The sequence below is a fragment of the Mycobacterium sp. 050272 genome (assembly GCF_039023525.1).
Lineage (GTDB): Bacteria > Actinomycetota > Actinomycetes > Mycobacteriales > Mycobacteriaceae > Mycobacterium.
The window spans coordinates 362,730-374,104 of sequence record NZ_JBCHKV010000004.1 but is presented as its reverse complement, the minus strand read 5'-3'; the positions used below and the strand labels follow the sequence as shown (position 1 = coordinate 374,104).

Sequence of the window (11,375 nt, the reverse complement as noted above, 5' to 3'; positions counted from 1 at the left end):
AGGCAAGTGCGATCAGGTGCCACCGCAGATGTTGCCGATGCAACCGCCGCCACCACCGGGTCCGCCGCCGCCGCCACCGACGCCGGGGATGCTGCCGCTACCGCCGCCGGGCCCGCCACCACCGGTGGGACCGCCGGGAATGCTGCCGCCTCCCCCGCCGGGTCCGCCACCGCCGGTCGGGCCACCGGGCACGGTGCCACCGCCGCCGCCCGGTCCGCCGGTGCCGCTCGGGCTGCCGGTATCCGGGGCCGTCGACGGCGCGACGCTGGACGTCGTGTTGGTCGTCGTAGTTGTGGTGCTACTAGGTGCTTTGTTGCCGCCTCCACCGCAGCCAACCGTCAAAACGAGCATGGCCGCACCGCCGAAAAGCGCGACCGCGGTCCGAGCTTCCGTTCTCATCAGACTCCTCCCGACACTCAGCGAAACTCATTCCCTCGTACCCGTTGGTGCGTGCCGCAAACCGCACAACGAGGAGCGGACATACCGGTGGCCCATCTCGTAGTCGAGATGGGCCACCGGTTGCTTGATGCGGATTGGCGCCTATCCGCAGTTGAGGCCCGAGATGCAAGCGACGAGAACTGCCTGGTGCACATTGCCGGGGGCGGCGGCAACGTGCTGGCTCGCCGGCGCGGCGCTCGACGACGCGTGGGTCATCGGGGCGGGCGCGGCTGCGGCCGGGGCGGGCCCGACGCCGCCGACTCCGACGACGAGTGCGAGTGCGCTCGCCGCACCGAAGGTCGTGATCGTCATCTTGGTTGAAGACTTCATCGAAGTGTCCTTTCGCCGTTCTAGGTCTGCTGCACGTCTGTCCAATAGCAAATGTACACCTATGCAACTATTGCAGGAAGCTAAAATAGCCATTGTGATCGCTTTCACGTTTGCGGCGGCTAGCAGCGTTACGCATGCGTTGTTCGACAGCACAATGACGGCCTCGTCCGCAAGAACACGAACCATAGCGCGGTGTAACCGCGGCATCACGAAATACCAAGCCTGCCAAGCAATTTCGCGGACCGGTTGGCTTTGACGACTAGTCTTCCTTGGTGATCAACTTGCGCAGCGCCACCCGATCCTGCTTGAGCAGCTCGGCGATGCGCGGCTTGTTCACCTCGGCGACGATGATCTCGCCGACCTCGGGGTAGACGTGGCTGAAGATCCCGTGGGACTTCATCTTCTCGGTCTGGTACAGGTTGTCCTCGGTCGGCGTCACGTAGTAGACCGCATCGGCCTTGAAGCGATGCACCAGCCACAGGTGGATCAGCGTCATCAGCCGCTTCTGGCGCAGCTTCTCGCTGAAGGTGTTCTGGTCGCGCACCTGAAGGATGCTGCGGCCGTGCCGGTCCTTGATCGGGTCGACGACGACGTTGGCCAGCTGCTCTTGCGGGTCAGAGCCCTCGCCGACGATCCCGAGCTCCAGCACATCCGAGCCGGCGCGGCGCGGCCGCAGCGTGACCCGAAGTTTCTCGCCCAGCTGGTAGTGCTCGCTCCACAGGGCCAGCCACTCCTCCAGCAGCTTCTTGGGCACCTCGGTCTGCACCAGATGCTGGTGCTGGGTCGACCCCTTGCCCATCGCCTTGGTGGTCGCGGTGCGTCCCGACGACGCGGCCAGCGCGGCGTCGCTGCGCGGACCACCGACCAGAGTCTGCGGCGTCCGGTAGGGCGACTCGACCAAACGCATCTTGCGCTGCAGCCGGGCCAGGGCCAGCATGCCGTCCTGGCGCAGGTTGGTGGCGAACTCCTCGGCGGCGACGCCGTCGATCTGATGCCCGCCGTAGGTGATGAAGTTGAAGACGAAGCCCATCTTGCCCAGCTCCACCGGGAACTGCTTCATCTCTTCGTCGGTCATGCCGGTGGTGTCCCAGTTGAACGACGGCGAGAGGTTGTAGGCCAGCATCTGGTCGGGGAACTCGGCGTGAATCGCGTCGGCGAATTGCTTGGCGTCGGCCAGGTCCGCGGTCTTGGTCTCCATCCAGAGGATGTCGGCGAACGGCGCCGCCGCGAGCGATTTGGCGATCGCGTACGGAATGCCGCCGCGCACTTGGTAGTAGCCCTCGGGCGTCCTGGCCAGCTCGGGGCTCCAGTCCGGCGCGGCACCCAGCTCGCGGGCCTTCTCGCGAGCCGCGTAATGCGACGTCCGGGCGGCGAACTTGCGCCACTCGTCGGAGCTCATGGTCGCCGGTTCGTCGTGTTCGCGTTCGCCGAATGCCAGCACTTCCGCCACGGCATCGGCGTAGGTCATCAGCCCGGCGTCGTCTTCCCACGCTGCGACGAACCGCGACTCGACCTGGTCGAAGAGGTCGTCGATCGAGTGTTGACCGTCCTGCCGCCACTGGGTGACCGCATCGGAGACCAGGCCCAGGATGCCCTGACGTTCGAGCCAGGCGTTGGCGATGCCGTACTCGCCGTCGGCGAGCGCATAGAGAAGATGACCGTTGAGCTCCTTGACGCCCAGCTCGTAGAAGCGCCGCATCAGCGCCAGGAAACAGGCCTTGTAGGACGGAATGTCCAAGTTGGTCGCGCCGAGCAGGAACGCTTGGTCGCGCTCATCGGAGTTGCTGTCGATCAGGTTCGCCGCCTCGGCGTCGGTCCGCGCGACGATGATGCCCGGCACCCGCATGATGTCGAGCTGGAAGCGGGCGGCGTTGAGTCGCTTGATCTGTTCGTCGGACGGCACCAGGACCTTGCCGCCCTGGTGACCGCACTTCTTGGTGCCCGGACGCTGGTCTTCGATGTGGTAGCCGGGTACGCCGGCTTCCACGAAGCGGCGGATCAGGTTGCGCACATGCGGGTCACCGCCGTGACCGGTGTCGGCGTCGGCGATGATGAACGGCCGGTAGTCGTACTCCTTGGCCGCCGCGCGCTGCTGATCGCTCATATGCAGTCGCTGGTACTGCTGGTTCCGGTCGGCGGTCAGCAGCGCGCGCACCAGCACCGCCGCATCCTCGGGCACCTGGCTCAGCGGGTAGCTCGCCAGGTCCGGACCCGGGTCTTCGGTGGTGGATCCTTTGGCGGAGGTAGCCCAGCCGCCGAGGTAGATCCCCTCGATGCCCATTCGCTTCATACTCACGGCCTGCCCGGGTGAGTACGGGCCGAAGGTGGTGATGCTCTTCTTGGCCGCGAAAAGTTCGCGCAGGCGGGGATAGAAGGCGGCCGCGGCTTCCCGGGCGACGGTGTAGTCGGTCGGTATCGTGCCGCGTTGCTCTGCTACTTGGCGGGCCGTATAGAGGCGAATCTTCCCGGCGAACCGTGGATCGTCGAAGTATCGCTGCACGGCGGCGACGTCTTCGTCGAACGGGGCGGGGACCTCAGTGTCCGCGTCGATGATGGCCATGGTTTTACGCTCCCCTTCCAGCACGAGTCCGCTGAACGTGAGTCTATCCCTGGTCCTGGAATTTCCATCATGGGTAATTCGCGGATTGCCGAGCCGGGCCAAAACTGTTGTCACACCGGGTACTCCGGATAGCTGCGCCGCGCGTCGCTGATGTTGTGGTACGCCTAAAAGGCTGTGCTGCAGTGCTTTTCGGTAAGGACCGCGCCGTGACGGCGCCTCGGACTCCTGTTTGGCCGCCCCACCCAGCAAACTGCATAGACGGATAGATGAAACGACAAGCAGCCGATCCAGCAAACTACGAGTAAGGTCGGTCCGGTGCAGACGGAATTGCGGTACGAGCGTTGGTATGTGCTGTTGTCCACGCCGCTGGGACTCGGGCCCAACACCAGTGAGGTGCGCGTCGTTGACGGGACTCTCCACGTCAAGATGGGCTGGGCGTTCGAGGCCCATATCCCGATCGCGTCGATCACCCACGCCGAAGCCTCCGATGAGCGGACGTTCACCGCGGGCGTGCACTACTCGAATGGCCGCTGGCTGGTCAACGGCTCGGGCAAAGGATTGGTGGCATTGACGATAGAGCCGCCGGTACAGGCGAAAGTCCCGCTCAGGTCGGTCCCGCTGCGCTCGCTGGTGCTCAGCGTGACCGATCCGGACGCACTCATCGCCGCCTGTACGGTAACGACCACCTAGCCAGAACGTCGTTCTAGCCAGGCGCGTTGGCGGCGGATGAACTCCGCGTCGACGGTCTTTCCGTGGCCCGGAACGTAGATCGTTTCTCGCCCCCCGATCGCCCGCAGCCGATCGAGCGTTGCCGGCCAGGCCGCGAGATCGGAGTCGGCATCGATGAACGGGTCGGCGGACTCTTCGACGAGGTCACCGGTGAACATCACGACGCGGTGATCGTGCTCGTCCAACCCGGGGACCACCACGATCAAGTCCGATGTGGTGTGGCCACGCCCCGGGTGGGTAATTCTCACGTCCCGGTCGCCGAGGTCGACAACGGCGTCGTAGAGGCCGTGCCGGGGCGGCCGCAGCGCCGCGAGTGCCCGGTCGATCTCGGCGGCGTCCGCACCGTAACTCAGGGCATGAGCGCGAATCTGGTCGTGGGCCGACGAGAGGTAATCGACAACCTCGGGCGCGCAGTAGATCTCGGCGTCGGTGAAATACGAAGAACCCAGAACATGGTCGAAATGCTTGTGCGTCAACACAATATGGGTCACCGGGCCCCCGGTCAGCTGCCGGACGTCCTCGTCGATTGCGGCCGCCTCGGTCATCGTGGTTCCGCTGTCGATGAGTAATGTGCCGGCGCGTCCGCGCACTACACCCACGGTGACGTCGCAGAACGGAAGCCGGCAGCGGTGCACGCTGGTGGTCACTTGCTCCCAGGTGAATCGCATAAGGAGCAATGTAACGGGCGAACGGGCGCTTGACGTGTCGGAAATGTCCGACATACGGTGCCGGACGTGGCGATTCCGGACCGCGTTTTTCTCGCTCTGGCGAATCCGGTGCGACGCGAGCTGTTGGAAATTTTGACGCGGCAGCAACTTTGTGCCCGCCGCGCACCGGATCCTGGCGGCGCGAGAACATCGGGAAGGTGGTCCTGGTGCCCTGAGTCAACGCGTTTGGGCAGCCGCGGCGCCGGGTTATCTTCCGAGGATGGCTGTCTCCGATTCGCGCGAACTCGTCATCGAGGCGACTCCCGACGAGATTATGGACGTGCTCTTCGACATCGAATCCTTGCCCGAGTGGTCCTCGGCTCATCAGAAAGTCGAAGTTCTGGAGCGCGATGAGCAGGGACATCCGGTCCGATCCCGGCAGGTCGTCAAGATCGTGGGAATCACCGAAGAACAGGAGCTCGCGTACACCGTGCACGACGACGGGGTGAGCTGGACGCTGGTCAGTGCCAAACAGCAACGGGCACAGGACGCTCGGTACACGCTGACCCCCGACGGCGATTCCACCAGGGTCCGCTTCGACTTGACCGTGGATCTCACCGTGCCGGTGCCCGGGTTCCTGATCAGGAGGGGAACCAAGGGCCTGATGGACACCGCGACCAAGGGGCTTCGCGAGCGAGTGATCGAAGTCAAAAAGCAGGGCTAGACGGCTATCTTCTCGGGCCGCAGTTGGCGAGACTGGTCGGTATGGGATGCAGTGCTGCTCGGCGCATCGGCGTGGCCATCGGCGGACTGGTATTGACGCTCGCGGCGGCCGGCAATGCCGGCACCGGCGTCGCGATCGCGGCACCGGACATGCCATTGACGATCAGCAGTCCGGCCTTCGCCAATGGCGCGCCCATACCGGCGCAGTACACCTGCAAAGGGGCCGACGTCGCGCCACCGTTGACGTGGTCGGCGCCGCTGGGGGCGGCACTGGTGGTCGATGATCCGGACGCGGTCAACGGGGTGTATATCCACTGGATCGTGACCGGGATACCGTTCGGATCCGGCAGCACCTCGGACGGTCAGACTCCCGGCGGCGGGAGCGCGCTGCCGAATACGGCCGGCCAGTCCGCCTATAAAGGACCCTGTCCGCCCGCCGGCACCGGGACTCACCACTACCGCTTCACGCTCTACCAGCTTCCGAACGACTACCAGCTCCCCGGCGGACTGGCCGGTGCGCGCGCCGCGCAGACCATCGCCGGGGCCGCCACGGCGCAGGCGCAGCTGACCGGAACGTTCGGCGGTTGATCGGCTACCGGTCGTCGAGAATCTGATAGGCCGCGTTGTAGCCGGGCGTGAACGTGATGCCCGGGCCGCCATGGCATCCCGCCCCGCCCAGGTATAGGCCATCGATCGGAATCGGCATGTCCAGAAAGCCCTTCGGGCCCGGACGGTTGGGTCCCATCAAATCCGGGTGCAACAGGCCGTGACAGAAGTCGCCGGCGGGGGCACCGAACATCGTGTTCATGTGATACGGCGCGAAGGTGATATGACGGATCAGGATGTCGGAGAAGTTCGGCGCGAATTTGGTGATTTTGTCGATAACACGCTGTGCCATTTCGTTTTTCAGGTGGCCGTGCTGGTCGCGGTCGACTTCGACCGGGAAGGCGTAGGCATAGGCGCTCGCCGCGTGTTTACCCGGTGGTGCCATCGCGGGATCGTGCACCGAGGGGATTTGCATGCCCATCGACGGGTTGTCCGGAACGAGGCCCCGCCGGCAGATCTCCCACTGCTGCTGTTGGGTTTCCGGTGAGCCGAAGATTCCGACCGACTGCTGCATGCCCTCTTCGTTGAGGAACTCATACGGTGGTGCGAACTCGGGCAGCCCGTCAAGTGCGAAATGAAGCTGCACGAATGAGGCGCGGTGGTCGCGTCCGGACACCCGTGAGACCAACTCCGCCGGAACATGTTCGGGTGCAATCAGTTCGGTGAGCGTCACGTCAGGCGACAGATTGGACACCACGATCGGCGCCGAGATCGTCGAGCCGTCGCGCAGTCGGACGCCGGTTGTCTTGCCGTTCTCGACGAGGATCTCTTCGACCTTGGTGCGGAAGCGGATCTCTCCGCCATGGGAGATGAAAAGCTCGCGCAGGTGTTCGGTGAGCGCGCCGATACCACCCTTGAGTTTGGTCATCATCGCGGTGCTGTCATCGGGGACCGCCAGCGCGAAGGCCAGGCACGCGGCGCTGCCCGGTGTGTAGGGGCCGCGATAGGTGGAGTTGACCGCCAAAAACGCCAGCATTCCGCGCATCACCGCGTGCTTGTCCTTGTCCGGCAGGTAACGGTCGATCACGTCCATCGCCGAGCCGAACAGCATCTCGTGAATCGCCCGGCGCTCGGCGACATTGGTTGCGCAGGCGTACATTTCGTCGATCGTCTTGGGCCGCTGGCACACCTCGAAGCGGCCGAGGGCCCGTGCGGGCGCCTGACTCCAGCCGATCAGCTCGGCCATACCCATGACGGCTTCCATGCCGTGCTTCTCGTTCAGATGACCCATCAGCTGCATCGGGTCGCGATAGAAGACCATCGGCTCTTCGCCGTTTTCGCCGATGTTGATCGACATCACCTCGGGCTCTATCGCGGGCAGCGTGTCAAGTCCAAGGTCTTTGGTGAGCTGGCTTGCCGTCGGGAACTGCACCGAGCCCGCGATCTCGTAGCGGAAGCCGTCGATCAATTCAACCGTGGCCGCCATGCCGCCGGCATAGGTGTTGGCTTCCAGGCACACGGTTCGCAGGCCGGCGCGCTGCAGAATCGCCGCGGCGGTCAGCCCGTTGTGCCCGGCACCGACCACGATCGCGTCGTATCTCGTCGTGCTCATGGTCTCGACCCTGCCTTCCGCCGGTGGTGGTGAGAAGAATATGTCAGTACTGACATAATTGGAAGATGTCAGTACTGACTCAAACGGTGCGATACGATCGGCCCGCCATGACCGTTCCGATGAATCGCCACGAGCAGCGCCGCCGCTGCACACACGAGGCGCTGCGCCAAGCCGCGCTAAAGTGCTTCGCCCGCAAAGGCTTTGCGAACGTAACGGTCACGGAGTTGGCGGCCGAGGCCGGCGTTACCGAACGCACCTTCTTCCGGCACTTCCCGACCAAGGAGTCGGTGCTGTTCCAGGACTACGAGTCGCAGTTGGAATGGCTGGCCGAGGCGCTTGCGCAACGGCCGGCCTCCGAGTCGCTGTTTGACGCGGTGCTGGCCAGTGTCGCGGCCTTCCCACACGACCTCGAAGTGGTCCGGCAGGCCGCGACTGCGCGCGCCGAGTTGATCTCCGCCGAACGGATCGCCGGCCACTTGCGGGTGGTGCAGTCCTCGTTCGCCGCCGTGCTGACGGATTTCGTCAGCAAGCGGAATCCGGACGCGCGCGACATCGAATTGGCTGCCGAGGTCGCGGGCTCGGCCCTGGCAGCGGCTCTCGTTGTGGCAGTGGAGCATTGGGGGCGCAACGGCTGTACCGGCGACCTCGGCCAGCTGGTGGCGGCCAGTATCGATGTGGTCCGCTCCGGTCTGGCGTCACTCGCCTGATCCGCCGCCGGCGTTCGCGACGCGAGTCGGCGCGCCTGGCCGAGTTCAGGTATCGCAAGCAGCGGCGCTGGTCACTGCGGCCTCCACGAAGCGGCGTAGCTCGGCATTGCGGGCGCGCGGCAGAAAAGCCAGGGCGACCGGGCTCTGCGGTGCCCCCCGCAGCGGGATGAACTTGACGCCGGGATGAATGTTGCGCCGGACGGCGACGTCCGGGATCACGCCGATGCCTCGATCGGCGGCAACGGATTCGATCCACTCGTCGAAATTCGATGTCTGGACCACAGTTTGGGGGCCCTGGCCCGCCGGCCACGACCACGGTCCGGTGGTGCCGCTGGCGACGTTGACGACCAGCGGCCATTGCGGGACGTCGCCCCAGTCCAGCTCCGATTGCTGAGCCAGGCGGGAATGCACCGAACACACCGCCACCCGTGCCTCGTCGAACAGGTGCACAACCCGCACGGCGGTCGAGGTCACCTGGCCGCGCACCACCGCGACGTTCACTCTGCCCTGCTGGACCGCGGCCAGGGCATCGTCGGTGCGGATCAAACTGACCCTCGTTGCGTTGGCCCGCTCAAATCGGGCAACGGTGTCTTGGGCCCACGGGTCAGGCAACAGCCAACTGAATCCGAGGCGAATACTGGCCTGCCGCCGCACGGCATCCACGCCGCGTTCGAATTCGGACAGCACCCGTTCGACGTGCTCGAAGAACGTCCGTCCGGCGTCCGTCATCTCGACGTGCCGGGAGCTGCGATCGAGCAGGGTGACGCCGAGCGCGTCTTCCAATTGCTGAATAGTGCGGCTCAGCGCGGGTTGGGTGATCGTGAGCGCCTCGGATGCCTGCGTGAACGACTGCAATCGCGCCACCGCGTCGAACGCGCGCAGGTGTCGCAACTGCACTCTGCCGCTGTCCAGCACGCCCATGCCTGACAAGCATAGATGTCGTGCGACAGGCATTTCACTCCCGTTTGCGGTGGCCCTAACGTCGTAGCCGAGACGCATGGACCAGAGGAGAGAAAATGCCGTTGTTATACATCGACCTGATCGAAGGGCGCACCCCGTTGGAGGTCCAGGTCTTGCTGGACGCCGCGCATGACGCCGTGATCGGAGCGTTCGCGGTCCCGCCCGGTGACCGATACCAGGTGGTGCGCACCCATCCCGCGCACGAGATCGTGGCCTGGGACACCGGTCTGGGCATCGACCGCTCGGCTCGGCTGGTGATCGTGCACGTGGTCAGTCGCCGGCGCACCCGCGCCATGAAGGAACGGTTCTACGAGTTGCTGGCGGCCAACCTCGCGCAGCGGTGTGGGGTCGATCCGGCCGATCTGATCGTGTCGATCACCGAAAATGGGGACGAGGACTGGTCTTTCGGCCACGGTCGGGCGCAGTTCCTCACCGGGGAACTCCAATGAACACCCGGCTGACCGAACTGTTCGGCATCAAACACCCGATCATTTCGGCGCCGATGGCCACGGCGTCCGGCGGCCGGCTGGCCGCGGCGGTGACGGCGGCCGGCGGGCTCGGCCTGATCGGTGGCGGGTACGGCAACGCCGACTGGCTGCGCCGCGAATTCGACCAGGCCGGCGCCGCGTTGGTCGGCTGCGGGTTCATCACCTGGAGCCTGGCGCAGGCGCCCGAGTTGCTCGATGAAGCCCTGGAACGGCAACCCGCCGCAATCATGTTGTCCTTCGGCGACTTCGGGCCGTTCGCCGAACACATCCGCGAGGCGGGCATTCCGTTGATCGCCCAGGTGCAGAACCTCGAACACGCCCGGCAAGCCCTGGACAGTGGCGCGGATGTCGTCGTCGCGCAGGGCGGTGAGGCCGGCGGCCACGGCATGACCGTCCGGTCCACCTTCACGTTGGTGCCCGATGTCGTCGACCTCGTCGGCGCGCGCTCTCCCGCGACACTGGTCGTGGCCGCCGGTGGTATCGCCGACGGCCGCGGGCTTGCGGCGGCATTGGCGCTGGGCGCCGACGGCGCGCTGGTCGGCACCCGGTTGTGGGCCAGCGCCGAGGCGTTGGTGTCACCGCGGGCTCATCAGCGCGTCGTGGCGGCCAGCGGCGACGATACTTTCCGGACTCGGGTGTACGACGTTGTGCGACAGCTTGATTGGCCCGCCGACTACAATGCGCGAGCGCTGGGCAATCGATTCCTCGACACCTGGCACGGAAACGAGGACCAGCTGTCGGCTGCCCTGCCCGAAGCGGTGGAGACCTTCGAGAAGGCTACGGCTGCAGAGGATTTCGATGCCGCAGCCATACTCGTCGGCGAGGCGATCGGACTCGTCCGCGATATTCGGCCGGCCGGCGACATCGTGGCCGACATGGCGCGTGACGCCGCCCGGATTCTGGGCCGGCAGGCCTAGTACAGCGGCGACCAGTCCGACGTCCGCAGCAGCCGACTCTCCCACTGATCGCGATACTTGAGCGCTTCGAACATATAGCTGCCGGGCCCGCGGTACTCGGGAGGTACCTCTTTGGTCAGCAGATGCATGAGCGCCGCGTAGTTGTTGGAGTCGTCGATCTTCTGCCACAGCATGGCTTCTCGTCGCTGATAGCTTCCGTGCGCGACTTGGAAACAGGCCTGGATGTCCAGGATGCGCATGCGTGCCGGTGCCTGCGACAGCGGCCGATAGTAGATGTCATTCCAGGAGCGGATGTAGTCGTCGAGCGGCGCGTAGGGCCAGCCGGTGTCTTCCATGAAGAGGCTGAGCGGGTGGGTTCCAGCATCGGTGGGCACGGCCGAAAGATCGACCGACTGCAAGGGCGACCACTCCACCGGCAACAGCAGCTTGCCCGTCACCTCGTGGCGCAGGTTGTCCAATTCGCGCATCCACGGCTGCAGATCGCCATGCTGGGCGCGCTGGGCCAGCCTCTCCCAGGAGGCACCGTCGGCGATGCCCGTGATCGTGACGACGGTGTAGGAAGGCCCGGTGCCGTGTGCGTGGTTGGTGTACCAGAGCAGGCGGGCAGTGTCGTCGTCGGCCAGCGTGGGCATCCAGCCCTCGCGATAAGCGGCCTCGAATTCGTCTTCCCGGGTGCCCACCACTTTGTGGGTCTCATGCAGAAACAGCACGTGGACTC

General features: G+C 65.5%; 13 protein-coding genes. 6 read left to right on the top strand and 7 right to left on the bottom strand.

The window, feature by feature from the left end; translation table 11 throughout:
* Nucleotides 1-12: 12 nt before the first annotated feature.
* From AAHS21_RS11730 to aceA, 3 genes are all read right to left on the bottom strand, one after another.
* Nucleotides 13-399, bottom strand: coding sequence for a hypothetical protein (locus tag AAHS21_RS11730; RefSeq protein ID WP_342927820.1), 387 nt, complete (start codon nt 397-399; stop codon nt 13-15).
* Nucleotides 400-540: 141 nt separating this feature from the next.
* On the bottom strand, nt 541-768 hold the full coding sequence (locus AAHS21_RS11725; protein WP_342927819.1) for a hypothetical protein: 228 nt from the start codon (nt 766-768) through the stop codon (nt 541-543).
* 259 nt (nt 769-1,027) lie between these two features.
* Nucleotides 1,028-3,328 (bottom strand): isocitrate lyase ICL2, encoded by a 2,301-nt coding sequence (aceA, locus tag AAHS21_RS11720; protein ID WP_342927818.1) that lies wholly within the window; start codon nt 3,326-3,328, stop codon nt 1,028-1,030.
* A gap of 315 nt (nt 3,329-3,643) precedes the next feature.
* On the opposite strand from aceA, the gene AAHS21_RS11715 reads away from it, so the two are divergent.
* Complete coding sequence (locus AAHS21_RS11715; RefSeq protein ID WP_342927817.1) at nt 3,644-4,018, top strand: hypothetical protein; 375 nt, start codon at nt 3,644-3,646, stop codon at nt 4,016-4,018.
* Here AAHS21_RS11715 and AAHS21_RS11710 read toward each other — a convergent pair.
* The gene (locus AAHS21_RS11710) at nt 4,015-4,725 is read right to left on the bottom strand and encodes an MBL fold metallo-hydrolase (protein ID WP_342927816.1); all 711 of its coding nucleotides are present in this window, start codon (nt 4,723-4,725) and stop codon (nt 4,015-4,017) included. The two genes, AAHS21_RS11715 and AAHS21_RS11710, sit on opposite strands and share 4 nt — an antisense overlap.
* 259 nt (nt 4,726-4,984) lie before the next feature.
* Between AAHS21_RS11710 and AAHS21_RS11705 the strand changes: the two genes are divergently transcribed.
* A complete protein-coding gene (locus AAHS21_RS11705; RefSeq protein WP_342927815.1) occupies nt 4,985-5,428 on the top strand; it encodes an SRPBCC family protein in 444 nt (147 codons plus the stop codon).
* A 41-nt stretch (nt 5,429-5,469) separates the two neighbouring features.
* On the top strand, nt 5,470-6,015 hold the full coding sequence (locus tag AAHS21_RS11700; RefSeq protein WP_342927814.1) for a YbhB/YbcL family Raf kinase inhibitor-like protein: 546 nt from the start codon (nt 5,470-5,472) through the stop codon (nt 6,013-6,015).
* A gap of 4 nt (nt 6,016-6,019) precedes the next feature.
* Here the strand turns inward: AAHS21_RS11700 and AAHS21_RS11695 are convergent, their stop codons facing one another.
* Nucleotides 6,020-7,585: an NAD(P)/FAD-dependent oxidoreductase gene (locus AAHS21_RS11695; protein WP_342927813.1), complete on the bottom strand. Its 1,566-nt coding sequence runs from the start codon at nt 7,583-7,585 to the stop codon at nt 6,020-6,022.
* A 107-nt stretch (nt 7,586-7,692) separates the two neighbouring features.
* Between AAHS21_RS11695 and AAHS21_RS11690 the strand changes: the two genes are divergently transcribed.
* The gene (locus AAHS21_RS11690) at nt 7,693-8,292 is read left to right on the top strand and encodes a TetR/AcrR family transcriptional regulator (RefSeq protein ID WP_342927812.1); all 600 of its coding nucleotides are present in this window, start codon (nt 7,693-7,695) and stop codon (nt 8,290-8,292) included.
* A gap of 45 nt (nt 8,293-8,337) precedes the next feature.
* Here AAHS21_RS11690 and AAHS21_RS11685 read toward each other — a convergent pair whose 3' ends face one another.
* A complete protein-coding gene (locus AAHS21_RS11685; protein ID WP_342927811.1) occupies nt 8,338-9,213 on the bottom strand; it encodes a LysR family transcriptional regulator in 876 nt (291 codons plus the stop codon).
* 95 nt (nt 9,214-9,308) lie between these two features.
* On the opposite strand from AAHS21_RS11685, the gene AAHS21_RS11680 reads away from it, so the two are divergent.
* Nucleotides 9,309-9,701, top strand: a complete 393-nt coding sequence (locus AAHS21_RS11680; protein ID WP_342927810.1) for a tautomerase family protein — start codon at nt 9,309-9,311, stop codon at nt 9,699-9,701.
* Nucleotides 9,698-10,657 carry a nitronate monooxygenase gene (locus tag AAHS21_RS11675; RefSeq protein WP_342927809.1) on the top strand — a complete coding sequence of 320 codons (960 nt, stop codon included), beginning with the start codon at nt 9,698-9,700 and terminating at the stop codon, nt 10,655-10,657. Before AAHS21_RS11680 ends, AAHS21_RS11675 begins: the two co-directional genes overlap by 4 nt.
* On the opposite strand, the gene AAHS21_RS11670 is transcribed toward AAHS21_RS11675, so the two are convergent.
* On the bottom strand, nt 10,654-11,367 hold the full coding sequence (locus AAHS21_RS11670) for a hypothetical protein (protein WP_342927808.1): 714 nt from the start codon (nt 11,365-11,367) through the stop codon (nt 10,654-10,656). The two genes, AAHS21_RS11675 and AAHS21_RS11670, sit on opposite strands and share 4 nt — an antisense overlap.
* Nucleotides 11,368-11,375 lie beyond the last annotated feature (8 nt).

Coding starts and splice junctions, on each gene's coding strand:
- AAHS21_RS11680 (WP_342927810.1), top strand. CDS start 9,309: ATGCCGTTGTTATACATCGACCTGATCGAAGGGCGCACCCCGTTGGAG.
- AAHS21_RS11730 (WP_342927820.1), bottom strand. CDS start 399: ATGAGAACGGAAGCTCGGACCGCGGTCGCGCTTTTCGGCGGTGCGGCC.
- AAHS21_RS11690 (WP_342927812.1), top strand. CDS start 7,693: ATGACCGTTCCGATGAATCGCCACGAGCAGCGCCGCCGCTGCACACAC.
- AAHS21_RS11705 (WP_342927815.1), top strand. CDS start 4,985: ATGGCTGTCTCCGATTCGCGCGAACTCGTCATCGAGGCGACTCCCGAC.
- AAHS21_RS11685 (WP_342927811.1), bottom strand. CDS start 9,213: ATGGGCGTGCTGGACAGCGGCAGAGTGCAGTTGCGACACCTGCGCGCG.
- AAHS21_RS11675 (WP_342927809.1), top strand. CDS start 9,698: ATGAACACCCGGCTGACCGAACTGTTCGGCATCAAACACCCGATCATT.
- AAHS21_RS11710 (WP_342927816.1), bottom strand. CDS start 4,725: ATGCGATTCACCTGGGAGCAAGTGACCACCAGCGTGCACCGCTGCCGG.
- AAHS21_RS11695 (WP_342927813.1), bottom strand. CDS start 7,585: ATGAGCACGACGAGATACGACGCGATCGTGGTCGGTGCCGGGCACAAC.
- AAHS21_RS11700 (WP_342927814.1), top strand. CDS start 5,470: ATGGGATGCAGTGCTGCTCGGCGCATCGGCGTGGCCATCGGCGGACTG.
- AAHS21_RS11725 (WP_342927819.1), bottom strand. CDS start 768: ATGAAGTCTTCAACCAAGATGACGATCACGACCTTCGGTGCGGCGAGC.
- aceA (WP_342927818.1), bottom strand. CDS start 3,328: ATGGCCATCATCGACGCGGACACTGAGGTCCCCGCCCCGTTCGACGAA.